21 protein-coding genes and 1 pseudogene are annotated in these 25,037 nt (G+C 64.4%); 11 read left to right on the plus strand and 11 right to left on the minus strand.

The genetic code is table 11. The features are described 5' to 3' along the window. Positions 1-3: 3 nt before the first annotated feature. The 4 genes and pseudogenes from ACSYDV_RS03985 to ACSYDV_RS04000 form a co-directional block, all read right to left on the minus strand. Positions 4-240, minus strand: a pseudogene (locus tag ACSYDV_RS03985) (DUF2155 domain-containing protein); the annotation flags it as partial. 173 nt (positions 241-413) lie between these two features. Next, complete coding sequence (locus tag ACSYDV_RS03990) at positions 414-800, minus strand: NADH:ubiquinone oxidoreductase subunit NDUFA12 (RefSeq protein WP_438322440.1); 387 nt, start codon at positions 798-800, stop codon at positions 414-416. 75 nt (positions 801-875) lie between these two features. Then, the gene (locus ACSYDV_RS03995) at positions 876-1,325 is read right to left on the minus strand and encodes a DUF192 domain-containing protein (RefSeq protein ID WP_438322441.1); all 450 of its coding nucleotides are present in this window, start codon (positions 1,323-1,325) and stop codon (positions 876-878) included. A gap of 36 nt (positions 1,326-1,361) precedes the next feature. Continuing rightward, positions 1,362-1,934 carry a regulatory protein RecX gene (locus tag ACSYDV_RS04000; RefSeq protein ID WP_438322442.1) on the minus strand — a complete coding sequence of 191 codons (573 nt, stop codon included), beginning with the start codon at positions 1,932-1,934 and terminating at the stop codon, positions 1,362-1,364. Between the two features lie 181 nt (positions 1,935-2,115). On the opposite strand from ACSYDV_RS04000, the gene ACSYDV_RS04005 reads away from it, so the two are divergent. The 3 genes from ACSYDV_RS04005 (at position 2,116) to ACSYDV_RS04015 (ending at position 7,059) form a co-directional block, all read left to right on the plus strand. Next, positions 2,116-3,864: a fatty acyl-AMP ligase gene (locus tag ACSYDV_RS04005; protein WP_438322443.1), complete on the plus strand. Its 1,749-nt coding sequence runs from the start codon at positions 2,116-2,118 to the stop codon at positions 3,862-3,864. A 92-nt stretch (positions 3,865-3,956) separates the two neighbouring features. After that, complete coding sequence (locus tag ACSYDV_RS04010; protein ID WP_438322444.1) at positions 3,957-6,308, plus strand: putative bifunctional diguanylate cyclase/phosphodiesterase; 2,352 nt, start codon at positions 3,957-3,959, stop codon at positions 6,306-6,308. Positions 6,309-6,471: 163 nt separating this feature from the next. Continuing rightward, complete coding sequence (locus ACSYDV_RS04015; protein ID WP_438322445.1) at positions 6,472-7,059, plus strand: CHAP domain-containing protein; 588 nt, start codon at positions 6,472-6,474, stop codon at positions 7,057-7,059. Between the two features lie 179 nt (positions 7,060-7,238). Here ACSYDV_RS04015 and ACSYDV_RS04020 read toward each other — a convergent pair whose 3' ends face one another. Next, complete coding sequence (locus tag ACSYDV_RS04020) at positions 7,239-7,511, minus strand: DUF3297 family protein (protein ID WP_438322446.1); 273 nt, start codon at positions 7,509-7,511, stop codon at positions 7,239-7,241. A 375-nt stretch (positions 7,512-7,886) separates the two neighbouring features. Here ACSYDV_RS04020 and ACSYDV_RS04025 point away from each other — a divergent pair, with 375 nt between their 5' ends. After that, positions 7,887-8,819 (plus strand): hypothetical protein, encoded by a 933-nt coding sequence (locus ACSYDV_RS04025; RefSeq protein ID WP_438322447.1) that lies wholly within the window; start codon positions 7,887-7,889, stop codon positions 8,817-8,819. Positions 8,820-8,872: 53 nt separating this feature from the next. Further along, a complete protein-coding gene (locus tag ACSYDV_RS04030; RefSeq protein WP_438322448.1) occupies positions 8,873-10,465 on the plus strand; it encodes a ShlB/FhaC/HecB family hemolysin secretion/activation protein in 1,593 nt (530 codons plus the stop codon). Here ACSYDV_RS04030 and ACSYDV_RS04035 read toward each other — a convergent pair. From ACSYDV_RS04035 to ACSYDV_RS04045, 3 genes are read right to left on the minus strand one after another with little or no spacing between them, the layout of a single operon-like run. Further along, complete coding sequence (locus ACSYDV_RS04035; RefSeq protein WP_438322449.1) at positions 10,437-10,916, minus strand: hemerythrin domain-containing protein; 480 nt, start codon at positions 10,914-10,916, stop codon at positions 10,437-10,439. The two genes, ACSYDV_RS04030 and ACSYDV_RS04035, sit on opposite strands and share 29 nt — an antisense overlap. 31 nt (positions 10,917-10,947) lie before the next feature. Further along, positions 10,948-12,330: an ATP-binding protein gene (locus tag ACSYDV_RS04040; RefSeq protein WP_438322450.1), complete on the minus strand. Its 1,383-nt coding sequence runs from the start codon at positions 12,328-12,330 to the stop codon at positions 10,948-10,950. Between the two features lie 23 nt (positions 12,331-12,353). Beyond that, on the minus strand, positions 12,354-13,067 hold the full coding sequence (locus ACSYDV_RS04045) for a response regulator (protein ID WP_438322838.1): 714 nt from the start codon (positions 13,065-13,067) through the stop codon (positions 12,354-12,356). A gap of 172 nt (positions 13,068-13,239) precedes the next feature. Here ACSYDV_RS04045 and ACSYDV_RS04050 point away from each other — a divergent pair, with 172 nt between their 5' ends. Then, complete coding sequence (locus tag ACSYDV_RS04050) at positions 13,240-15,603, plus strand: TonB-dependent receptor domain-containing protein (RefSeq protein WP_438322451.1); 2,364 nt, start codon at positions 13,240-13,242, stop codon at positions 15,601-15,603. Between the two features lie 326 nt (positions 15,604-15,929). Here the strand turns inward: ACSYDV_RS04050 and typA are convergent, their stop codons facing one another. Continuing rightward, on the minus strand, positions 15,930-17,762 hold the full coding sequence (gene typA / locus ACSYDV_RS04055) for a translational GTPase TypA (RefSeq protein ID WP_438322452.1): 1,833 nt from the start codon (positions 17,760-17,762) through the stop codon (positions 15,930-15,932). A gap of 198 nt (positions 17,763-17,960) precedes the next feature. Here typA and ACSYDV_RS04060 point away from each other — a divergent pair, with 198 nt between their 5' ends. From ACSYDV_RS04060 to ACSYDV_RS04070, 3 genes are read left to right on the plus strand one after another with little or no spacing between them, the layout of a single operon-like run. Continuing rightward, positions 17,961-18,620 carry a GbsR/MarR family transcriptional regulator gene (locus tag ACSYDV_RS04060; RefSeq protein WP_438322453.1) on the plus strand — a complete coding sequence of 220 codons (660 nt, stop codon included), beginning with the start codon at positions 17,961-17,963 and terminating at the stop codon, positions 18,618-18,620. Positions 18,621-18,622: 2 nt separating this feature from the next. Further along, positions 18,623-20,008 (plus strand): cytochrome ubiquinol oxidase subunit I, encoded by a 1,386-nt coding sequence (locus tag ACSYDV_RS04065; RefSeq protein WP_438322455.1) that lies wholly within the window; start codon positions 18,623-18,625, stop codon positions 20,006-20,008. Continuing rightward, positions 20,005-21,012, plus strand: coding sequence for a cytochrome d ubiquinol oxidase subunit II (locus ACSYDV_RS04070; protein ID WP_438322456.1), 1,008 nt, complete (start codon positions 20,005-20,007; stop codon positions 21,010-21,012). Before ACSYDV_RS04065 ends, ACSYDV_RS04070 begins: the two co-directional genes overlap by 4 nt. Before the next feature lie 20 nt (positions 21,013-21,032). Here ACSYDV_RS04070 and ACSYDV_RS04075 read toward each other — a convergent pair whose 3' ends face one another. Both ACSYDV_RS04075 and ACSYDV_RS04080 read right to left on the minus strand, forming a co-directional pair. Beyond that, the gene (locus tag ACSYDV_RS04075) at positions 21,033-21,467 is read right to left on the minus strand and encodes a hypothetical protein (RefSeq protein WP_438322457.1); all 435 of its coding nucleotides are present in this window, start codon (positions 21,465-21,467) and stop codon (positions 21,033-21,035) included. 455 nt (positions 21,468-21,922) lie between these two features. Next, positions 21,923-22,585: a 5'-methylthioadenosine/S-adenosylhomocysteine nucleosidase family protein gene (locus ACSYDV_RS04080; RefSeq protein WP_438322458.1), complete on the minus strand. Its 663-nt coding sequence runs from the start codon at positions 22,583-22,585 to the stop codon at positions 21,923-21,925. Between the two features lie 212 nt (positions 22,586-22,797). Here ACSYDV_RS04080 and ACSYDV_RS04085 point away from each other — a divergent pair, with 212 nt between their 5' ends. Together ACSYDV_RS04085 and ACSYDV_RS04090 are read left to right on the plus strand one after the other, a co-directional pair. Then, complete coding sequence (locus ACSYDV_RS04085; protein WP_438322459.1) at positions 22,798-23,757, plus strand: bile acid:sodium symporter family protein; 960 nt, start codon at positions 22,798-22,800, stop codon at positions 23,755-23,757. 62 nt (positions 23,758-23,819) lie between these two features. After that, positions 23,820-25,031, plus strand: coding sequence for a toxic anion resistance protein (locus ACSYDV_RS04090; protein WP_438322460.1), 1,212 nt, complete (start codon positions 23,820-23,822; stop codon positions 25,029-25,031). Positions 25,032-25,037: the final 6 nt, after the last annotated feature.

Below are 25,037 nucleotides of genomic sequence, written 5' to 3' on the forward strand. Positions count from 1 at the left end.
TTCCTTGAACAGCCAGCCCGAAAAGACGCGATACCATTTGTCGTCGCGCTGATCCTGAACGGTCAACTGGACAAAGGCGCCGGTTTCGGGCGGATCTTCCCACGGCGCGGTCTGCTCGCACGCGCGCAGGCGGACGATCACGCGGTCGACGCGCGCCGATTCGCCGGGCTTCATCTCGAGGTCGCGGACCAGCCCGTTGCGCTTGTTGAGCAGGCCCAGCACCGCGACGCGCTCGGCCATCGGGGTCGCGCCCTCGATCCCGCCGACTTCCTGCGGGACATTGGCCGATTTCGCGATTTGCGGCGTCTTGTCGCTGCTACCCGCTTTGGTCGCGGGCGAACGGTCGCAGGCTGCCAGCGTCGCGGCCGCCAGAACGGCCAGTCCGACAGTCGTGGTCAGCCTCGACACGGCGCTCACTCGGCGCCGGGCCGCCAGGCCTCATAGTCGCCGGTCGCCGCCGCACGGCGGCCGCCGCGTTCGAGCGCGCCCGCAGGGCGATAGGCGCCCGCGCTGCCGGTCAGGTTCGGCGTCGCTGCCTGCTCCCATGCGCGCGGCGCGGGCAGGACATCGGACGGAAGTTCGTCGAAGGTGCGGTGCAGCCAGCCATGCCATTCGGGAGGAACCCGGCTCGCATCGTTCGCGCCATTATAGATCACCCAGCGGCGGTCGCCCTTGCGCGCGCGAAAATAGCGGTTGCCGAGGCTGTCCTCGCCCACTTTTTCGCCGGTGCGCCAGCTGTTCAACAATGTGCCGACGGTCGCGCCGTCCCACCAGGTGAAAATCTTGCCCAAAATGCTCATGGTCGTGGCGTTTACAGGCAAGCCACCACGCTTCGCAAGCGCCAAACCGCGCGTGCGCAGTGTTTCACACGCGCTTCAACGCGCTTTCCACGTCACGACCGCATCCTCGTCGATGCCCAGCCGCGCGGCGGTGCCGCCGGCGAGCTCCAGCACCGCGCTCACTTCGCCGCCGCTCGCGACGGGCTCAAGCGATTCGGGGATGGTATTTTCGGCGATCCGATCGATGCTTCCGTCGGCGCGGACGAAGATCATATCGAGCGGAATCAGCGTGTTCTTCATCCAGAAACTCGCAAATCGCGGCTTCTCGAAAGGAAAGATCATGCCGCCGTCGGCGGGCAGGCTGGTACGGAACATCAGGCCCTGCTGTTGCTCTTCGGCGGTGCGCGCGACCTCGACGTTGAATTTATGGGTCATATCGCCGTCGCGGATCGTCAGCGGCACCGTCGCCGGGCTTTCGGCATCCCGGCTGCACGCAGCCATCGGCAAGACCGCCGCCACGGCCAGCGCCACCATCATCGTACGCATCGGAACATCCTTTCGCCCGGGTCGGGGCGTCATCGCCTAATCGAGCGCTCCGCCGTCGTCCAGCGCCGCCAGCGCCTCCTCATCCCCCGGCGCGATCGCGAGGATGCGCCGCGCAAGGCCCAGCGAATGGCCGGCGCGGGCAAAAGCTGCGACCTGCCGCTCGCGCTGCGCCGGATCGTCGATCGTCCGCGTTGCAAAAGGTCCGAATCGCCGTCGCCGCGCAAAACCGATCGCGGCGCCCGTGGCTGCCCCTTCGGCGGTCTCGACCGCCTCGCCCGAATCCTCGGGCGCGATCCCGTCGATCCACAGCTGTGCCTTTACCCGGCGCAGCCCCAGCCCCCGCCGGGTCATCGCAGCACCGCGCATCGCGGCATATTGGCGGTCATCCAGAAAGCCCAGACCTTCCATCCGCAGCGTTACCGCCTCGGCCGCCGCGAAGGGGTCCGTTTCGCCGACCCATTCCGATTCGCGGATCTTGCGGGTCAGATAGCGCGCCAATTTTGCCTTTGACGTCGCGAATCGCGCGACATAGGCGAGCGCCAGTTCATCGAGCCGCGCTGCGTCGAGTGACCTTCTGGACCGGTCGGATGGAGCGTGGCGGTTGGCCATATGCCATGTTTATGCCATAGTCAGGCCCGATTGAGAACGATCAGCGCCGCCATATCGAGCCATTAGAGCCCGAAAAAAGGCGATTTTGTTCCAACAACCGGGGATCGCGCAAACAATCATGACGCAGAAAGATGACATGCTTGTTGCTGTGCACCCCGCTTTCCGGGACCTAGCACCCAATATGACCGATATGATCACCATGGCCGAAGAGCTTGCTCCGACGCCGACCCATTGCGCCCAGCCGCGCCGCTTTTCCGATTTCGCCACCGTGGGCGAAGCGCTCGACTATGCCGCCAGCGGCACACGCGGGCTCAACTTCCACGATCCGCGCGGGAAGCTGGTGCGCCCCTATCCCTATAGCGAGCTCAAGCACGACGCGCTTGCTGCGGCCTATCGGTTGATCGGGGCCGGCGTGAAGCCCGGCGACCGCATCGCGCTCATCGCCGAAACCGGGGCCGAATTTGCCGCCCTCTTCTTCGGCACCATCTATGCCGGGGCATGGCCGGTGCCGCTGCCGCTGCCGACCAGCTTCGGCGGGCGCGACTCCTATGTCGGGCAGTTGGTGGTCCAGCTGTCCAGCTGCGACCCCACCATGCTCTTTTTCCCGCCCGAAATCGCCGCGATGGCGGTCGAGGCGGCCGGGAAGGAAGGCGTCGCGCCGATGGATTGGAGCGAATTTTCCGCTCGTCCCGCACCGGTCGCCGACCTTCCCGCGCAGCAGTCCGACGAAACCTGCTATCTTCAGTACAGCAGCGGCTCGACGCGCTTCCCGCACGGGGTCGCCGTGACCCACGCCGCGCTGCTCAACAATCTCGCGGCGCACAGCCATGGCATGGAAGTGCGTGACAGCGACCGCTGCATCTCGTGGCTGCCCTGGTATCACGACATGGGCCTCGTCGGCTGCCTGCTCTCGCCGGTCGCCAATCAGGTATCGGTCGACTATCTGAAGACCGAGGATTTCGCCCGCCGCCCGCTCGCGTGGCTCGACCTGATCAGCCGCAACCAGGGAACGACGCTCAGCTATTCGCCGACCTTCGGCTACGACATCTGCGCGCGCCGCGTTTCCAGCCAGACGCATGTCGCCGACCGGTTCGACCTGTCGCGCTGGCGCGTCGCGGGCAATGGCGCCGACATGATCCGCCCCGACGTGATGCAAAGCTTCGTCGACGCCTTTGCCGACGCGGGCTTTAGCGCGAGCGCTTTCCTGCCAAGCTACGGCCTCGCCGAAGCGACCCTCGCGGTCAGCATCATGCCGCCGGGCGAAGGCATTGTCGTCGAACTGGTCGAGGAAACCGAGCTGTCGGGCGCCGCGAACGACGCCGACCGCCCCACCCGCTACCGCGCCATCGTCAACTGCGGCCGCGCCGCGCGCGACATGGTGATCGAGGTTCGCGACGAAGCCGGAAACGCCCTGCCCGACCAGACTGTCGGCAAAGTGTGGTGCACCGGCCCGTCGCTGATGACCGGCTATTTCCGCGACCCCGAATCGACCGCGGCCTGCATGAAGGACGGCTGGCTCGATACGGGCGATATGGGTTATCTGTCGGACGGCTACATCTATATCGTGGGCCGCGCCAAGGACATGATCATCATCAACGGCAAGAATCACTGGCCGCAGGATATCGAATGGGCGGTCGAACAATTGCCGGGCTTCAAGTCGGGTGACATCGCCGCCTTTGCGATCACCGCGCCGGGGGGTGAGGAAACCCCCGCCGTGCTCGTCCAGTGCCGCACCAGCGACGATGCCGAACGTGCTGCGTTGCGCGAAACGATTCGCGACCGGGTGCGTGCGATCACCGGCATGAACTGCCTGATCGAACTGATTCCGCCGCGCACCCTGCCGCGCACCAGTTCTGGCAAGCTCAGCCGGTCGAAGGCGCGCGCGCAATATCTCGCCGGGGAAATCCAGCCTTTCGCGATCGCGGCCTGATTCGGCACAATCTGTCCCTTTAGGGGACAGAAACCGCACCAGAACCATGCCGTGGTTACTTTCGGGTAACCCATCGCGGCTAAGTTGGCGTGGTGAAAAGCCTGACTGACCATTCGGCTGCCGATGATATTCCCGCGCGGACCCTCTTGGGGCTGGGACCACGCGACGAAGATATCGGCAAGCTCCGCCAACTCCAACTCGCGCCGCTTCGCAACAAGGGAAGATTGCGCCTGTCGATGGGTATCGCGCTGGCGCTGATCGCCGGCGGCACCATGTCCATGCACCTGCCACTGGCCATCGCCGGCGCATGGGCCTTGGCCACGATGCTCTTCGCCCTCTGGTCGCGCCACCGCTTCCGCGCGCTGCCGTTCGGCAATCCCGGGCTGGCGGGTGTCGCCGAACACCGGCAATGCAACCGCCACGCGCTGTATGGAGCGGTCCTGTGGGGCGTGTCTTTCTGGCTGCCCGGACTCGCGCCCCCTCTCGACCATGTCCTCTCGATGTGGACGATCGCGCTGCTGGTGATGCTGATGCTCGCGATGCTTGCTCACAGCATTCCGATGACCTGCATTCTGTTCATTGCGCCGGTCAGCCTGTCGGCAGCTGTCGCGCTCGCCCGTGCCGGTGCGCCGCAACTCGCCGGGATCGCGCTGATCGCAGGACTGCTGCTCAGCGTCTTCTGCATCCGCTTTGCCCAGACCCATATCCGCTTCCGCCACGCCGAGGAAACGCTGCACGAAAAGACCGAAACGGTCAGCCTGCTGCTGCGCGAATTCGAAGAAACCTCGGCCGACTGGCTGTGGCAGACCGACAACGCCCGCCGCCTCGTCCATGTGTCGCCGCGCCTCGCCTATGCGCTGGGCGCAGGCGCCGAGACGCTGGAGGGCGTTCCGCTGCTTCAGGCGCTGTCGGGCGACGCATGGGAAAGCGGAAACTTCCCCAAGGCGCTCCACGCCATGGCCGAACGGATGAAACGCCGCGAAAGCTTTTCCAACCTCACCGTCCCGGTGACGATCGGCGGCAAGCCGCGCTGGTGGGAATTGTCGGCCTCGCCGCGCCTCGACGAAGCGGGCAAATTTCTCGGCTTTCGCGGGGTCGGTTCGGACGTCACCGAACAGCATGCGACCGCCGAACAGATCGCCCGCATGGCGCGCTTCGACAATCTCACCGGCCTGCCCAATCGGCTCAGCCTGAACGAAGATCTCGCGCGCGCGCTGACCCATGCGCTGGAAACCAAGTCGCGCTGCGCGATGCTGATAATCGACCTCGACCGGTTCAAGGCGGTCAATGATACCCTCGGCCATCCCGTCGGCGACAAATTGCTCGCGCAGGTCGCCGCGCGGCTGAAGGGGATACTGGACCGCGGCGCGACCTGCGGCCGCCTCGGCGGTGACGAATTCGCCGTGGTGCTGCACAATGTCCCGTCGGCGGACACTGCCGAAGATCTCGCCAAGCGGATCATTACGACGATCAGCCGTCCCTATGTGGTCGATAATCACCAGCTGTTCGTCGGCGCCAGCATCGGCTTCGCCATCGGCCCGCAGGACGGTGCAACGGTCGAAACGTTGACGCGCAACGCTGACTTGGCGCTCTATAAATCCAAGGACCGCGGCGGCAATGTCGCCGCAGGCTATGTTCCGTCGCTCCACGCTCAGGCCGAGGAACGGCGGGTGATGGAACAGGAATTGCGCGGCGCGCTCGAACGCGGCGAATTCGAACTTCATTATCAGCCGGTGGTGACCGCCGCCGACGGAACGTTGAACGGCTTCGAAGCGCTGATCCGCTGGCGCAACCAGAGGCTCGGCAATGTGTCGCCGGGCCGCTTCATTCCGCTCGCCGAGGATGCACGCCTGATCTCGCCGATCGGCGAATGGGTGCTGCGCACCGCGTGCCACGAAGCGATGCGCTGGCCATCGAACCTCAAGGTCGCGATCAACGTGTCGGCCGAACAGCTGACCGACCCCAATTTCGCCTCGGTCGTCGTCTCGGCGCTCGCCCAAAGCGGCCTTCCCCCGCACAGGCTAGAGATTGAGGTCACCGAAAGCGTCTTCCTGCGCGACGGCGGCGGCGCGGCGCAATTGCTCGACCAGCTGATCGGCCTCGGCATCCGCCTGTCGCTCGACGATTTTGGCACCGGCTATTCGTCGCTCGGCTATCTGCGCAAGACGCAATTTTCGACGATCAAGGTCGACCGCAGCTTCGTCGTCGGCGCAGCAAAGGGCAGCATCGAATCGATCGCGATCATCCGCGCCGTCGTGGCGCTCGCTGACAGCCTTGGCATGTCGACCACGGCCGAAGGCGCGGAAACCGAGCTGGAAGTCGACACGATCCGCGCGATGGGGTGCAGCAATATCCAGGGCTATTATTATGGTCGCCCGATGCCCGCCGCCGATGTGCTGACGCTGTTCAACCGCCCCGCACCGCCTTCGATCGCGGCAGCCTGAGTCGGTAAGCCGAGCGTCCAGAGCGACGAATTGAACCCGTTAACAAAAGGTTCCCCCGCTCACCGCACGACCGATGCAACTCACCGCTATACGGGTGGTGGAACCGGATCGCCGTGGCAAAGACGCTCCAACGCTTGAAGACAAGCCAAGGGGGTCGCTTTCCATGTCCAACCGTCGTTTTCTGGGTGCCGCCGTCGCGTCCGTGATGATGCTCGCGGGCATGTTGACCAGCGCCCCGGCGATCGCCCGCGACTATCTGCAGTGCGTCCCCTTTGCCCGCGCCGAATCGGGCGTCGAAATTCAGGGCAATGCCAAGACCTGGTGGGCGCAGGCCGCAGGCACCTACGAACGCGGCGAAGAGCCCCGCAAGGGCGCCGTCATGGCTTTTTCGGGCACGCGCAGCATGCCTTACGGCCATGTCGCCGTGGTCAAGAAAGTCGTCAGCGACCGCGAAATCCTGATCGACCACGCCAACTGGTCGCCGATCAACGGCCGCCGCGGCCAGATCGAGCGCAATGTCCGTGTCGTCGATGTCAGCAGCGATGGCGACTGGAGCATGGTGCGCGTGTGGTACGCACCGATCGGCGATCTCGGCCTGCGCGCCAATCCGGTTCAGGGCTTCATCTACGCCGACGGCGACAACCGTGACGCCGCTCCCCAGCGCCGCGCATTCGACGAACCCCGCTGGGCGAAGAATGACTGGAAGCCCGGCAACGGCCTCGAAGTTGTCGTCGCTTCGCTCGGCAGCTAAGCCGAACAACAAATACCCCATATTTGCAGGGCTGGCGCCGCTAGCGGAATGCTGTCGCTCGTACATAATATCGGGCCGGCCACGCACCGGCGGCGCAGCATGGACAGAGCCGCGCGCGGCCCAAAATCATGCAGATGGAAAACGCGCCCCTTTCCCGCACAGGAAAGGGGCAAAGGGCGTCAGGCCTCGCTGGCCTCTTCGCCACCTTCGGCAGCGGTATCTTCGAACCAGGCCTCGACCGGACCCGACAATTTGATCGTCATCGGCTGACCAAAACGATCCTTCGACTTGCCCGCGGCGACGCGGATCCAGCCTTCCGAGATCGAATATTCCTCGACGTCGGTGCGTTCCTGCCCCTTGAAGCGGATGCCGATACCGCGTTGCAGCACGTCCATGTTGAAATGGGGCGAACGCGGGTTGGTCGACAGATGGTCGGGAGGGGTGTCGGTCATCTCAAAAAATCTCCAATGCTTGCCGCGCGGCTAGGCGAGCGCACCCCTGAAATCAAGCGCCACGCGGCCGCCGCCGCCCTCATGCAGCCTGCCGGATGGCAAAAAATCGCCGCCGGCGCCGGGCATGCCGACTCCGCCAATACTCTAACTGTACCAAAATGAGCCATTTTTAGTCAGTAAACAGGACACGCAAAGCGCGCTGGATATCAATCCAAATAAATACTGAAATTTTTACTTGGTAAAAATGCCAAAGATAATAGGCGTTTGATCATTAAGTTTCGCGGTAACAATTGTTAACCACTTAATTTTCGGGAACTTTCCTTCGCTCGCATCATTTCCTGTCTCAGGGACCTATTCCCACGAAGGAGATGCCTCATGCGTTCGTCACGTCTCGAGTTTCGTCCTGCCCACCTCATCCTCATACCGGCATGCCTCGCGCTCGCCGCCTGCGAATCGTCAGGCAGCTACCGCGTCGGCAGCGTCGGTCCTGCGGGACCCACAGGCGCCGCCGGCCCACAAGGCGCGGCTGGCCCCGCCGGACCCGCTGGCCCGGCCGGCCCCGCGGGAGCATCCGGCGCGGGCGGAAGCAATCTTGGCCTCGGCAATGCCGGCGCGCTCGCGGTCGGCGGGCTGGTCGGCCCCGGCGGCATCGCCGGCACCGGACTGCTCGCCAACACCGGCGATCCGGCCAGCGTCAATCCGGTGATCGGTGGAGTGCTCGTCAAAACCGGCGGCCTCGTCAATGTCGTCGCCGACAAAGGTCTGTTGCTCGCCAATGCCGTCGACAGCAAATTGCCCGGCGGAACCAATCTTGTCGGCACCGTCGTCGGCGTGGTCAAAAGCACCGGGGTCGCGCTGGTCCAGACCGGCAATGGCCAGCAATATCTGGTCGACGGCCTGACCGCTGCGCCCGGCCAGCTGATCACCGCAACGATCGGCAAGGCAACGGCGATCGGATCGCCCGCAGCTTCGCCGTTGCTCGGCGCCAGCCTGTTGTCGCCAACACAGACCAGCGGATCGCTGCTGACCGTTGGCGTCGGTTCCGGCGGCCAGTTGGTGACAGTACAGCCTGGCACCGGCGGAAATCTGCTGGGCGCGATAGCAACGCCCGCGGGCGGCGCGACGGGTAGCCCGGTCGCGCTGGTCGGATCGACCGTTACCGCGGTAACCGGAACGCTGGCTCAGGTCGCAGGTGGTGCGACCGGCGGCGGCGGAACCGACGGCAACGCCGTCACCGGCCTCGTCACGGGCGTCACGGGCACCGTCGGCGGCGTGCTGGGCGGCCTGAAACCAAAGGGCGGCAACTGATCCGCTCGCTGCGCAGTCTGCGCAGCGCCTGGACTGCGGCGGCGACGGGAGCCTTGCTCCTTCCCGCCGCAGCCTCGGCAGCGCAGCCGGCCGCCACCCCGCTCGACGGACGGCCGCCGCTTTCGCCCTCCGACAATCGTCGCGATCCGCTGCCCGATCCCGAAACCGCGAATCTCTCGCTCGGCAAGGTTGAACTTGGCGCGCGCAGCGACATCATCATCCGCGAAATTCGCTTCGTCGGGTCGGGCGTTCCCGCCAATGTCGCGCGCGCCGCCCGGCGCTTTGTCGGCAAGCCCGCGTCGGCGGACAATCTGGCCCGCCTCGCCGGTGTTATGACGCGCGCCTACAGCCGCTCCAGCGTCGCGCTCTTCACCCTTGTCATCCCAGAACAGGATTTGTCCGGGGGCGTCGTCACCGTCGCCTCGGCCGAGGGCCATGTCGGCGCGGTGACGATCAGCGGCGAACAGAACAGCGGCCCCGTACCGCTGATCGCCAGGATGGCGGGAACATTGCCCGGTCAGCGCCCGCTGCCGCGCGCGCGCTTCGAACGTGTGCTCGGCAATATCGGCGAAATTCCCGGCGTCACCGTCACCCCGACACTGGCGCTATCGGGCGAACCCGGCGCAGTCGTGCTCGACCTCGCGGTCGATGCCAAAAAGCCGACGGTCGGCCTTGGCTTCACCACGCGCACCAGCCGTTTCGTCAATGACGGAATAGTCGAGGCGAACGCCCGCGGGTCCAGCCTGCTGCGCAGCGGCGACGAAACCCGGCTGACCGGTGCCGCCGCGCTCAACTTCAAATCCCTGCTCTATCTTGCCGCCAGTCATTCGACCCCGATCGGGAGCGGCGGCACGCGTGCCGAGATTTCGGGTGCCGCGCTGCGTACCCGCCCGGCGGGGCTGGCCGTCGACGGTGAAGCGTGGAGCGGGGGGCTCGGCATTACCCACCCGATCGTCCGCGCGACACGCCGCAACCTGACCCTCGCGGCGCGGCTCGACTATCTCGATTCGCGCAACGCGCTGTTCGGGTCGACGATCGCCGCCGAAAAAACCTGGACCGCCAGCAGCAGCCTCGCCTTCCGGTTCACCGAGGATCGCACCGTATTGGGGGCCCGCATCGGCGCGTCACAAGGCCTGGGCTTTGCGGGGGCACAGGTCGATCCCGGCGTCGGCGAAGAAGATTTTCTCGCCGTCGATGGCGGGCTGGAAGCCAATCAGGCGGTCGGCAAGGTCGCGGTCATTCGCCTTGCCGCGACCGGCCGCTGGACGCGCGACCGCGTCCCGGCGGCGCAGCGGTTCAGCGTCGGCGGTGCCACCTTCGGCCGCGCCTTCGATGACGGACTCGTCAACGGCGACCGCGGGGTCGCCGGCTTCACCGAAGTTGCACTGCGCCCGCTGCGCAGCGGCAAATTCAGCAAAAGCGAAATCTATGGCTTCGCCGACTATGCCGATGTGACGCTGCTCGCGCGTCCGGGCATCGCGCAAACCGGCTTCCAGCTCGGCAGCTTTGGCGGCGGGGTGCGCCTCGCCTATGGCGAATATGCCAATATCGGGATCGAGGTCGCCGACGCGTGGAAACAGCCGGTACCGGGCTTTGATCAGGGTTGGCGGGTGGCGCTCAGCTGGAAATTGTCCCTCCGGCCCTGACGGCCGGATCGACAAGCGCGGCCTGGGCGACCGCGACACGCTCGACCGCAGGATAAAGCTCCTCATTCTCGCGCTCGATCCGTACCGCAAGCAGGCTCAGGACGGCGCGCGTCTCTCGACAAAAGCCCGGCCAATCGGCCGCGACCTGCTCCTCGGTCCATTTGCCGTCATAGGCCTGAAAGTCGCTGGCGATATCGCCCATCTCGGCGACAAATTCGGCCGCCATCCGGATAAGCGCAACATCCCCGCTCGCCTTCAGCCGGGGATAGAGAACCCAATCTTCGCATTTCAGGTGGCGCACCAATGTATCGCGCAGCATCCCGCGCACCGAGCAAAGCTCTGCTGATGGCGGCGGATGCGGCTGATCTACAAGCTCCGTTATGATGCGGGACAAGGTGGCCAATGCATCATGTTCGGCGCGCAGCCGACGCATTTCATGTCCGATAGACATAGAGCTCCCGTTTCGAGTGGCCCCTCGGATATTAGGTTAGCGGCGGATGATGAACAGTGGGTAAAATCGCGGTCGTCGCCGGATTGGCAGCAATCGCTCGCGGCAGAATGAGCCGGGCCGTGAGGCCGCCCAGCCGGCTGTCTTCCAGCACCATGTCGCCGCCCATCGCGCGCGCGGTCTTGAGTGCAGTCGCCAGCCCCAATCCCGCCCCGCCCGCATGCCTGCCCCGCGCGCTGTCGAGACGGCGGAACGGCAGCAGCGCTTCGGCGCGCTGATCGTGCGGGATACCGGGGCCATCATCCTCGACCGCAATGGCGATCCGGTCGCCCCCTGCGTAGGCGCCTGCACCGGCAAGCGTCAGTTCGATATGGCTGGCATGGCGGCGCGCATTGTCGATCAAATTGCCCAATATCCGTTTGATCGCCAACGGCCGCGCGGTGACGAGGCATTCGTCGGGGCCATGATAAACGATATCGTCGCCCATATCGGCGGCGCTGTCGGCAATGGTCGCGACGAGCGCAGCGAGATCGATCAACCGCGGCTGCTCATCCTCGCCGCTGCGGACATAGTCCAGCGTCGCGTCGATGAAATGCTCCATCTCGCCCAGGTCGGCGGTGATCGCATTCTGCGCTTCACCATCCTCGATCATCGACGCGCGCAGGCGCAGGCGTTGAATCGGGGTACGCAAATCATGCGATACGGCGACCAGCGCATGCGTCTGGTCCTCCATCGCCTTGATCAGCCGCGTCTGCATCGCGGCAAAGGCCGTCGCGACCCGCTGCACTTCGGGCGGGCCTTCGGCTTCGAATATGCCGACGGCCCGCATCCCCGTGGCGTCGGCCGCCTCGGCCAGTTTGCGCAGCGGGCGCACCAGCCGGTGGATCATCAGCAAGGCGACCCCGAGCACCGCAGCGATGAGCAGCATATGCAACAGAACGACCGCCGCCGGATTCGGCGGCGCGCCCAGAAAGGCGCCGACACGAAAACTGATATACGACCCGTCGGCCAGCCGCAGCGCACCGACCAGATCGCGCGCGCCGGCATCGGTCGACGGCATCACCGTCAGCCGCAATTCGTGCTTCGTCAGCGTCGGCGCCGCCTGCACCAACCGTGCGCGCATCGCCGCCAGTTGCTCGAACGCCGGGCTGAAATCGGTGATCACCGTCCGTGGGACCCAGTTGAGCGCAACCCCGTCGCCCGCCATGCCATGCATCAATCGCTCGCGATCCCGGGGATGGTTCGCCAGCGCCACGCGCTCGCCCTCTACCAGCCGTGCCGCGATCCGTTCGACCCGCTCTGCTGGCACCAGCTCGCGCTCCTGCCAACGATGCAGCGCAACATTGCCCATAAATTCCAGCGCGACGGCGCAGACCAGCACCAGCGCGATCCGCGCCACCATTCCCAATCGTGCCATACGCGATCTTGAACCCGCCATCCTCAGGCGACGGTCACATCGGCCGCGAACATATAGCCGACCCCGCGCACGGTGCGGATCAGCGGACGCGATTTGCGGCCGTCGCCCAGCTTGCGGCGCAGCCGGCTGATCAGCACGTCGACGCTGCGGTCGGTCGCCGACCCGACACGGCTGCGCGCGAGTTCCAGCAGCCGGTCGCGCGCGATCATCCGCTGCGGATAGCGCACGAGCGCGAGCAGCAATTCATGCTCGGCCGCGGTCAACTCGACCTCGGCTCCCGACGGCGCAATCAGCTCGCGGCGGCGCGCATGATAATGCCAGCCCGCGAAATCGAAACGCTCGGGCGCCGGAATGTCGAGCGGGACATGGACGTCATGCGCACGCCGCAACACCGCGCGCACCCGCGCCAGCACCTCCGACCGCCCGAATGGCTTGGCGATATAATCGTCGGCACCCAGATCGAGGCCCGCGACCCGGTCGCTTTCCTGACCGCGCGCGCTGATCATGATGATCGGCACCCGGCTGCGCGTCCGGATATCACGACACAGGTCCAGCCCGTTTTCACCCGGCAGCATGATGTCGAGCAGGATCAGATCGATCTTCCGCTCGCCCAGCGTGGCGGCAAGTTCGGCGCCGTCGGCGGCGCCCGTCACATCATATCCGCACTCGCGCAGGATACGCGCGAGCAGCGTCCGCACCCCGGCATCATCGTCGACCACGACGATATGATGCGGGATAGCGGGGGCGCGCGGGACCGGCCCCGGCGTTGCGCGATCGATGATGGTCGTTTGTAACAAAGCATTGCTCCAGCGCTGCGTTGGCATCTTCACGATTGACGCGGCGCCCTGTCCGCACCAGTTCGCCCCGCAAATGTCAAATGATAATTATTCGCATTATCGGGGGTATTCCGTGATCAAGTCTCTTCTTTCGCCTGCCGCGCGCGGCGCCAGCGCCGCCGCCATCGCGGCCTTTCTCGCCACGCCGGCGGCTGCAGCCGAGGACGATGCTGCGCCCGGCAGCGATATCGTCGTCACCGCCGCAGGCTATGAGCAGAAGATCACCGACGCGCCGGCCAGCATCACCGTGGTCACTGCCGAGGAACTGCGCCAGCGTCCCTATATCACGCTCATCGACGCGGTTCGCGACATCGAGGGCGTCGATGTCGGCGAAACCTCCGACAAGACCGGCCAGCGGACGATCAGCATTCGCGGCATGGGGTCCGACTATACGCTCATCATGATCGACGGACGGCGCCAGAATAATCATGGCGACATTTATCCGAACAGCTTCGGCGGCAATCAGTTCAACCACATCCCGCCGCTCGACACGATCGAGCGTATCGAGGTTATCCGCGGTCCCGCCTCGACCCTCTATGGCGCCGATGCGCTCGGCGGCGTGATCAATATCATCACCAAAAAGGTGCTGGACCGCTGGACCGGATCGGCAACCTTCGGCCGCAGCATCCAGGAAGACACCGATTTCGGCGACGACATGACCTTCGACGCCGCCGTCAGCGGCCCGATCGTGCCCGGCCTCATCGGTGTGAAACTGCGCGGATCCTATTACAAGCGCTATCCGTCGGAACCCGATTTCGCACCGACCCTCGACCCCGCCGGACAGCCGCACGTCCGCGGCCTCGGCTTCGGCGGCGGCGGCAAGACGGTGCAGAACACCAACCGCAGCTATGGCGGCTCGATCAACTTCACGCCTTCGCCCGATCACAGCTTCACCTTCGACATCGACTATTCGAAACAGGTGTATGACAATACGCCGATCGTCGATCCCGACACCGGTGCGATCAGCTATCCGCTGGGCACCCTCGACGGCATCGAAAGCATCTGGCGCGCCACCGGCGGCATCGTACAGCCGCGCGTCGGCTATACCGAGAATCAGGTCTTCGACCGCCTGAGCTGGGCCGGGACGTATCATGGCGACTGGGGCTTTGCCCGCAGTTTCCTGTCGCTTGCCTATATCGAGACGAACAACAAGGGCCGTACCATGCCCTTCTCGGTCGCCGAACGGCAGCTGCTGCAACAGATGTTCAGCGGAACCGGCGCCTATGCCGGCATGCCCACCGCCGCGCGCCGCGCGCTCGCCGCAGAAACCTTCCTGCCGCGCCCGCTCCGCAAGCTCGAAAGCGCGCAATATACGCTCGACGCCCGCGTCGACATTCCGGTCGACAATCTCGCCGGCCGCCACAATTTCGTGATCGGCGGCCAATATATCGACGGCACGCTCGATGACGGCGTGTTCGGGCTCGAAGCCTCGGTCGGCGGCATCGAGGCGGTGCAGGATCACAAGATCTGGTCGCTGTTCGCCGAGGACAACTGGACCCCGTTCGACGGCTTCTCGATCACCGGCGGCGTCCGCTACGACAATCACAACCTCTTCGGCGGCCACTTCAGCCCGCGCCTCTATGCCAATTACACCATCACCCCGACCCTGACGGTGAAGGGCGGCGTCAGCACGGGGTACAAGACCCCCAAGACTACCGATCTCTATGACGGCATCCGCGGCTTCGGCGGCCAGGGCACCAGCCCCTTCATCGGCAACCCCGACCTCAAGCCCGAAACCAGCGTCAACAGCGAGATCGCGCTCTACTGGAACCCGACCGCCGCCAGCGGCATCAACGTCACGCTGTTCCACAACAAGTTCAAGGACAAGATCGACACGACGCTCGTCCAGCCGTGCGCGGTCACCAATTTCGTGCGCCCCTGCGCCAACCTCGGCGACTATTGGGAAGTGCTCGGACTCGGCAGTTCGATCAGCATCCCGTTCAACGTCGACAAGGCCCGGATCAAGGGCGCCGAAGTCGCCGGCCGTTACGAATTTTTCGACGGCCTCTCGATCCGCGCCAACTATACCTACACCGACAGCAAGCAGCTCAGCGGCGCTTCGAAGGGCGAGCCGCTCACCCAGTCGGCAAAGCATATGGCGAACGCGACCATCGACTGGGAACCGCTCGACGGCCTGTCGACGCAACTCTCGGCCGAGCATCGTTCGCGGCGCTATCGCGGCACCCTCGCCACCAACGGCTCGCTGCTTTATTACAAGAGCTACACCGTGCTGAACTTCGGCGCCCAATATCGCCTGAACGACCATCTGACGCTCAGCGGCCGGGTCAACAATCTGCTTAACCAGGACTTCCGCGGCTATGACGCGGTATTCGGCAATCCGGTGGGCGGCGTCTATCCGGCGCCGACCTACGTCGACCATTACAACAATAAGGACAAGGCACGCAGCTATTGGGTCAGCGTCAACGCGCGCTTCTGATCCGCTCCGCATCAAAATCAGGGGCTGGCGCCTGGCGCGCCGGCCCCTTTTTTCGCCCCGCGCCGCCGCTTCTCATTTCCGCCATGCTATCGGACGCCGCTGCGCCCGGAACGACGCCGGCGCAACCTCGCCGCGCGCCAGGCCGGGGATCAACGCCCCGGCTCGCCTTCGACCTCCGCCAGACAGATTTGGGTATCTTGTGCTTCGGTGACAAAGTCCGCGCCTTCAGCGCGCGCCGTCGGCTTATGGCCGCTCGGCCCACAGCGCCTCAGCGCACCTTTCAGCCAAAGAAAAACCGGCGGCCGATGGGGCCGCCGGTCTGTTTCTTATGCCGCTTCCTTCTTCCGCGACGCCTTCTTGCGTTCGTTCGGATCGAGGATCGCCTTGCGGATGCGGATGTTCTTCGGCGTCACTTCGACCATTTCATCATCGTCGATATAAGCAATCGCCTGCTCCAGCGTCATCCGCTTCGGCGGGGTCAGGCGGATCGCGTCGTCCTTGCCGGTCGAACGGAAGTTGGTGAGCTGCTTCGACTTCATCGGGTTGACTTCGAGGTCGTCGGGCTTCGCATTCTCGCCGATGATCATCCCTTCGTACAGCGCCTCACCGGGCGAGACGAACAGGATGCCGCGCTCTTCGAGCGGGCCGAGCGCATAAGCCACGGCTTCGCCATTGCCGTTCGAGATCAGCACGCCATTCTTCCGGCCTTCGATCACGCCCTTGTGCGGCCCGTACTTCTCGAACAGGCGGTTCATGATCCCGGTGCCGCGCGTGTCGGACAGGAATTCGCCATGATAGCCGATCAGGCCGCGCGACGGACCGCTGAAGGTGATGCGGGTCTTGCCGCCACCCGACGGACGCATGTCGGTGAGGTCGGCCTTGCGGATCTGCATCTTTTCGACAACCGTGCCCGAATGCTCGTCGTCGACGTCGATGACGACGGTTTCATACGGTTCGGTGCGCTTGCCATTTTCGTCTTCGCCGAACAGCACCTTCGGGCGGCTGATGCCGAGTTCGAAGCCTTCGCGGCGCATCGTTTCGATGAGCACGCCCAGCTGAAGCTCGCCGCGGCCCGCGACGTCGAAGCTGTCCTTGTCGGCGCTTTCGGTGATGCGGATCGCGACGTTCGTCTCGGCTTCACGAAGCAGGCGGTCGCGGATCATGCGGCTCGTGACCTTGCTGCCTTCACGGCCCGCCATCGGCGAATCGTTCACGGCAAAGCGCATCGACAGCGTCGGCGGATCGATCGGCTGCGCGGCGATCGGTTCGCTGACGCTGGTGTCGGCGATGGTGTTCGCGACGGTTGCGTTGGTCAGGCCCGCGATCGCGACGATGTCGCCCGCCTTGGCTTCTTCAACGGGGACGCGGTCGAGCCCGCGGAACGCCAGCAGCTTCGAGGCGCGGCCGGTTTCGATAACCTTGCCGTCCATGTCGAGCGCGTGGACCGGCTGGTTGACCTTGACCGTCCCCGACTGGACGCGGCCGGTCAGGATGCGACCGATGAAATTGTCGCGGTCGAGCAAAGTCGCAAGAAAGGTGAAAGGCGCATCTTCGTCGAGGCCCGGGGTCGGGACGTGCGATACGATCGTCTTGAACAGCGGCTCGAGCGTGCCCTCGCGCGCGTCGGGGCTGTCCGAGGCATAGCCACCGCGGCCCGAAGCATAGAGGATCGGGAAGTCGAGCTGTTCGTCATTGGCTTCGAGCGCGAGGAAAAGCTCGAACACTTCGTCGAGCACTTCGGCGGCGCGCGCGTCGCTGCGGTCGATCTTGTTGACGACGACGATCGGCTTGAGGCCGAGCGCCAGCGCCTTGCCGGTCACGAACTTGGTCTGCGGCATCGGGCCTTCGGCCGAATCGACGAGCAGGATGACGCCGTCGACCATCGACAGGATGCGCTCCACTTCGCCGCCGAAGTCGGCGTGACCCGGGGTGTCGACGATATTGATGCGGGTCGTGTCATCGCCCTCGCCCCATTCGACGCTGGTGCATTTCGCGAGGATGGTGATCCCGCGTTCCTTTTCCAGATCGTTCGAATCCATCGCGCGTTCTTCGACGCGCTGGTTGTCACGGAAGGTGCCCGACTGGCGGAACAATTGATCGACGAGGGTGGTCTTGCCATGATCGACGTGCGCGATGATGGCGATATTGCGCAAAGACATGCGGATTTTACCTTGATGATTGAGGGCCGCGCGCGGAGCGCCGCATAACGCCGCGCCCCTAACAGAAGCCGTGCTGCGGCGCAACAAAATTGCCGGGGTCGCGCAATTTGTCTATCATTGCCCACATCGGGGATGGGTCCGGCGTGAAGTTTCAATAATTATTGAAACTTCAGAAATAAAAGCCTATTGCGCGAGACCATGGACACGCCCCCCGCCCCCAGCCCTGCACCCGGCCCCGCGCCCGGTTCCCCAGCCTCCCCGTCTGCGCCGTTCCGGCTCTCCCCGCTTGCGCAGGCGTTCGTCCTGCATTTCGGCGAGATGGGAAGCCGCTGGGGGATCAACCGCACCGTCGGACAGATTTACGCGATGCTCTTCCTCGCCGAAGTGCCGCGCCATGCCGAGGAAATCAGCGAAGCGCTGAGCCTGTCGCGGGGCAGCGTGTCGATGGGCCTGAAGGAGCTCGCCAGCTGGAACCTCGTCCAGCTGCGGCATTTTCCCGGCGACCGGCGCGACTATTATGAGACGCCGCGTGACGTCTGGGCGATCTTCCGCACGCTGGTCGAAGAACGCAAGAAGCGCGAGATCGACCCGACGCTGTCGATGCTGCGCGGACTGCTGATCGAACCCGCGCACGACCCCGCCGACCGCCACGCGCAGGAGCGGATCGCGGCGATGCACGAACAGATCGAACTGCTGACCGACTGGTACGCAGAAATGAGGCGTCTCGACAATGAACGCCTGCTCCAGCTTTTGCGTTTGGGGTCGCATGTGGTAAAGGCGCTGGAGTTCAAGGACCGCATACTTGGGCGTGGCGGTGCCCAGGCGGACAGCGATTTGCTGTCGGACAGGGGACGCTAGGCATGGACGCGATCGATCCATTGATGCTCGCCCGCATCCAGTTCGCGGCCAATATCAGTTTCCACATCCTGTTCCCGACGATCACCATCTCGCTCGGCTGGGCGCTGCTCGGTTTCAAGCTCGCCTATAATCGCACGCAGAATGAAGCGTGGATGGACGCCTATCGCCTGTGGGTGAAGATTTTTGCGCTGAGCTTCGCGATGGGGGTCGTCTCGGGCATCACGATGAGCTTTCAGTTCGGCACCAACTGGCCGGGCTATATGGAGCGGGTCGGCAATGTCGCCGGGCCTTTGCTCGCCTATGAAGTGCTGACCGCCTTTTTCCTCGAGGCCGTGTTCCTCGGCATCATGCTCTTCGGTTTCCGGCGCGTCCCCAATTGGGTGCACACGATGGCGACCTGCCTCGTCGCGGGCGGCACGACGCTGTCGGCCTTCTGGATCATCGCGCTCAACAGCTGGATGCAGACCCCCGCCGGTTACGAGCTGCGCGACGGCATCGTCCATGCGACCGACTGGTGGGCGATCATCTTCAACCCGTCGATGCCCTATCGGCTGACCCATATGCTGCTCGCCTCGGCGCTCACCGTATCCTTTCTGATCGCGGGGATGTCGGCCTGGCGCTGGCTGAAGGACGGCGGCGGCGAAGGCGTCCGCCGCACGCTGAAAGCCGCCATCTACGCCGCCGCGCTGCTGGTTCCGGTGCAGATTTTCGTCGGCGACATGCACGGGCTCAACACGCTGGAGCATCAACCGCAGAAGGTCGCGGCGATGGAGGCGAATTGGGAAACGCGCAGCCATGTCCCGCTGGTCCTTTTCGCGATCCCCGATGAAAAGGCGCGCACCAACCATCTGGAAATCGCCATCCCCTCGGGCGCCAGCCTGATCCTGAAACATGAAGCGGCGGGCGTCGTCCCGGGGCTCAACGATTATGAGGGCAATCATCCGCCGGTCGCCCCGCTGTTCTGGGGCTTTCGCATCATGGTCGGGATCGGGGTGCTGATGCTGCTGACCGCCTGGACCGCGAGCTGGACGATCGCACGGCGCGGGGTCGATGCGCTGCCGCGCTGGCTCGCCCGCATGCTCGTCGCAATGACCTTTTCGGGCTGGCTCGCGACGCTCGCCGGCTGGTATGTCACCGAAATCGGACGCCAGCCGTGGCTCGTCACCGGTGTCCTCAAGACCGCCGATGCCGTCGGGCCGATCGGCGCCGGCATGGTCGCCAGCTCGCTCGCGCTCTATCTCACCGTCTATGCCGTGCTGCTCGCCGCCTATATTGCGGTCCTTTATCGTCTCGCCCGGCTCGGCAAGGCGGCGCCCGGCGCGAAGCCGATGTTTCCGCTGCCCGGCGGCGGCGAAGGCCCCGCCGAAGCGCTGGAGGTAAAGTCATGACCCCCTTTTTCGACGCATGGTGGTTGCCGGTGATCTTTGCCGGGCTGATGGGGCTGTCGATCCTGCTCTATGTCATTCTCGACGGCTATGATCTGGGCGTCGGCATGCTGACGCGGCTGGAAAAGGACGAGAATCGCGACCTGATGGTCGCCTCGATCGGCCCTTTCTGGGATGCCAACGAGACATGGCTGGTGCTGGGCATCGGCTTGCTGCTCGTCGCCTTTCCGGTTGCGCACGGGCTGATCCTGACCCAGCTTTACCTGCCGGTCGTCCTGATGCTCGTCGCGCTGATCCTGCGCGGCGTCAGTTTCGAATTTCGCGCCAAGGCGCCGCCCGAACAAAAGCATCGCTGGGATGCGGCCTTCTTCTATGGCTCGCTGATCACCGCGCTGTGCCAGGGCTATATGCTCGGCGCCTATGTGCTGGGGTTCGACCAGAGCCTTTCGTCGGTGCTTTTCTGCCTGCTCGCCGCGCTCGGCCTTGTCGCCGGCTATTTGTTCGTCGGCGCCTGCTGGCTGATCTACAAGGTCGAGGGCGAGCTTCAAAAGCGCGCGGTGCGCTGGGCCGAGGTCACGCTGTGGCTGACCGCGCTCGCGATGGCGATCATCTCAATCGCGACGCCGCTCTTGTCGGAGCGCATCTTCGACCGCTGGTTCCGCCTGCCCGAGATTATCGCGCTGCTGCCGATCCCGATCGCCGCCGCGACCCTGTTCATCGGCCTCGCCATCTTCCTGCGCCGCCCGCTGCGCCCCAAGGACGAACTGTCATGGGTGCCGCTGGCAACCGCGGGCGTGCTGTTCGCGCTGGGCTTTGTCGGCATTGCGTACAGCTTTTACCCCTATCTGATCGCCGACCGGCTCGACATCTGGCAGGCGGCAGCGAGCCCGGAATCGCTGATGATCATTTTGGCGGGGGCGGTGTTCGTGCTGCCCGTGATTTTGGGATATTCGATCCTCGCGCACTGGATCTTCCGGGGGAAGGCGACGCATTTGAGTTATGATTGAGGGATGGCGCGGCGAAAATGTCAGCGATTTCCCGATAGGATACTGCCCTTGAAAATTCGCCGGACGAGCAGCCCGATCACCGACCTGTTTCCTGACAGCTTGTAACTCAATGTCCGCATATATCTTGAAAAAGAAACTTCATTCATTTCCTGAAGCTTTTCTCTGACCAAATGCCGCTCCGCCCTGTCCATTTCCTTGATCGCGACTTCGATCACTCTCTTTACCGCATCCATGTCGTCTTTATTAAATCGGGTTCCCATTTTGTCGGAGGATATATTGCTATGCCGTAGCGCATGGTTGACGTCTGGATCCTTGGAGACAGCTTCCTCGACCACACGAGCAAAGACATCGCGGGTTTTCTTTTGCGCGATAAATTTCGACGCCGACGATATCAATGCCGTGAGCGAAACTGTCATGGACAATATGGCGGCCATCAAGGCGATTTCGATTTCCATCCTATTCCCGTCCCAATTCCCAGAACAGCTTTCCATCTATGACATGCTCATTATACTTCGATAGTATAAGAATGACCGACCATATCACGATCGTCGCGACGGCAAACCAGTGATAACCTTCCGGAATAAGCCCCGGCGATTCATACTTCGAAAATGTGATGCCGTGGAGGAAGGTCAAAATGAACAGATTCGGTATCGAAACGGCAAAGAGCATGATGCTTTTCGTGACGAACCCGATCGATAGGCAATATATGGCTGAAGATATCAGCAGCGACGACGTGTTTGCGCTTCCTTTCACCATAAGCTCTGCAAATATTGGGAGCAAAGGACAAATACCCACGATTATGAGGCATGCCACATATTCCCGCCAATTTTGAGGAACGATAAGTAATTTTCCCGACACTTTGCCTCCCCGCAATTTCCGTCGTTGTTAGCTCGCTTCTTTTTAGAACGATTCAGACATATGCCAATAGGCGCGTTAGCCGCTCGACCTGCTCCGCAGCCATTCGCGCCGCGCGGATCAAATTCGCCTGGAAATCACCGTCGCTCGCGTCGTTCGCTTCGTCGGTGACCGCCTTGATCGCCGCCCACGGCTTGCCCAGCCGCGCCGCGACCTGCGCGACCGCGCCGACCTCCATATCGACCAGCGTCGCGCCGACATGATTTGCAAGATCGGCGGCGGCGTCGGGGCAGGCGACGAAGCTGTCGCCGCTGGCGATGCGCGCGTGCGGCAGGTCGAGGCCGGGGTCCGGCATGGCGGTGAAATGCGCCTCACCCGGCTCGCCGATCGGCCATTCGCCGGCGCGGTAGCGGCGGAATAGGCCGGGCTGGGCGGCGCCATAGTCGTGCTGCACCGCCTCGGCGATCCAATAGGCCCCCGGGGCGGCGCCGAGCGCGCCGCAGGTTCCGGTCATCAGCAGCATATCGGCGTCTGCGCCGTGCATGCCAGCGCAGAGCGCGGCGTTGACCTTGCCGAGGCCGCAGGTCGCGATGGTGAGGTTGTGGCGATCGACGACGAGGCGGCGGGCCGCGAAGGGGTCGGCGTCGCGAGCGCAGGTGTTGGGGAAGAGCGCGTCGGCCTCTTCGGGGAGCGCGGCGAGGATGAGGATATGGGCCATGGTGGCGGTTTACGCGACTTGCCGGATTATCCAATCCTCCCTGTGCCGCAGGCATGGGGAGGGGGACCGTCCGCGAAGCGGATGGTGGAGGGGCGCAACCTTGGCAAGAATTGCCCCTCCGTCAGCGCTTCGCGCTGCCACCTCCCCATCGCTTCGCGACAGGGAGGATTGGTTTACTTGCCAACCGCCCCGCATCCCGGCATCGCGGCCCCATGCTGTCCCGTATCTTCCCCGACCGTTTCGTCCCCCTGCTGCTGGCGACGATCCTGCTCGCCAGCCTGCTGCCGGTGCGCGGCGGCGCGGTGCCGATCGCGCAGGGGCTGTCGACCGCCGCGATCGTCTTTCTCTTTTTCCTGAACGGCGTCCGCTTGCCGCGGGATGAAGTGCTGCACGGCATCCGCAACTGGAAGCTGCAGGGCGGCGCGCTGGCCTTTTGTTTCGGCGCGATGGCGCTGCTCGGGTTGGCGGCACAGGCGGCGACCGCGTCGTTGCTGCCCGCGACGCTGGCGCTCGGCTTCCTCTTCCTCGGCATATTGCCCTCGACCGTTCAGTCGGCAACCGCGGCGAGCAGCCTTGCCGGCGGCAATGTCGCCGCAAGCGTCGTCGCCGCGGCATTGCTCAACCTTAGCGGGGTGATCGTCTCGCCCTTGCTCTTCGCCGCGCTTGCGGGCAGCGCGGGCGAGATCAGCGGCGCCGGGGCGCTGCGCATCGTCGCGATCCTGCTGCTGCCCTTCATCGCCGGGCAGTTTGCGCAGCGCTGGCTGCGCCCGTGGGTGCTCGCGCATCGCGGCCTTGCGACCTTCATGGATCGCAGCGCGATCGCCATCGCGGTCTATGTCGCCTTTTCGGCGGCGGTGGTCGCGGGCATCTGGGATTTGCTCGACGGGCGCGAGATTGGCATCGTCATGGGCGTCGTCGTTCTTTTTCTTGCGCTGTCCTTTGGCTGCGCGTGGCTTTTCGGGGCGCTGCTGCGGCTTCGGCGGCCCGACCGCATCACCCTGTTGTTTTCGGGCGCGCAGAAAAGCATCGCGGTCGGCGCGCCGCTGGCGGCGACGCTGTTCCCGCCCGCGGTGGCCGGCATGGTACTGGTCCCGATCCTCGTCTATCATATGGCGCAGCTGATCCTGTCGGCGTGGATCGCACCCGTGTTGAATCGATCAGCGCAGGTGTAGTGCTTGAACAACACAGACCCGCATGCCATATAGGCAGAGGCATCGGGGTGGAAGGAAGACGAATGAGCGAAGCAACTGCAACCGCAACGGTCACCGACGAGCTGAAGCTGACCCCGCCCGATCCGGTGCCGGCGGTCTCACCCGAAAAGGCGGCCGGGCTTGTCCCGCTGTCGGGCGAGCAGAAATCGAAGCTTGAGGAACGCGTCGACGGATTCATCGACGATCTGGTCGCGCAGGACGTCAACTCGCCCGCCTTCGGCCAGAAGGTCGATCAGATCACCAATATGGGCCGCAAGGAAATGCTGGAGGCGGCGAACCAGTCGAACCGTTTCCTCGACCGCCCGATCAAGGCGATGGACCGCGACACCGACATCGGCCAGAATCTGATCGAACTGCGCAACACCGTCGAACGGCTCGATCCGTCGGCGAACGGCAAGTTCCTGACCAAGCGTGGCTTTTTCGACAAGCTTCTGGGCAACAAGGTCGGCAATTATTTCGCCCAATATCGCAGCGCACAGACGCATATCGGCGGCATCCTGACCGCGCTTGCCAATGGCAAGGACGAGCTGTTGATGGACAATGCCGCCATCGACGTCGAACGCCGCAAGCTGTGGGAAGCGATGGGCAAGCTGGAACAGATGGTCCATATCGCCGGCACGCTCGACGCGAAGCTGGAAGCCAAGGCCAACGAACTCGACGGGATCGATCCGGCCAAGGCCAAGGTGCTGCGCGAAAATGCGCTCTTCTATGCGCGCCAGCGGACGCAGGATCTGCTCACGCAAATGGCGGTGACGGTGCAGGGTTATCTCGCGCTCGACCTCGTCAAAAAGAATAATGTCGAGCTGGTGAAGGGGGTCGAACGCGCCTCGACGACGACGGTCGGCGCCTTGAAGACCGCGATCACCGTCGCGCAGGCGATGACGAACCAGAAGCTGGTGCTCGAACAGATCACCGCGCTCAACACCACGACCGCGAACATCATCGACGGCACGTCGAAGATGCTGAAGGACAATACCGCGCGCATCCACGAACAGGCGGCGTCGAGCACGATCCCGATGGAAACGCTCCAGCGCGCCTTCCAGAATATCTATGACACGATGGACGCGATCGACACGTTCAAGCTGAAGGCGCTCGACAGCATGAAGACGACGGTGAACACGCTGGAGGGCGAAGTCGCGAAGTCGAAGGGCTATATCGCGCGCGCCGAGGGCGCATCGCAGGCGCAGGCAAGCGTCGGCGGTGCCGACAGCCCGCTCGCGTCGCTCGAAGCCTGAGGCGCC

It is taken from the genome of Sphingopyxis selenitireducens, assembly GCF_051550705.1.
Classification (GTDB): domain Bacteria; phylum Pseudomonadota; class Alphaproteobacteria; order Sphingomonadales; family Sphingomonadaceae; genus Sphingopyxis.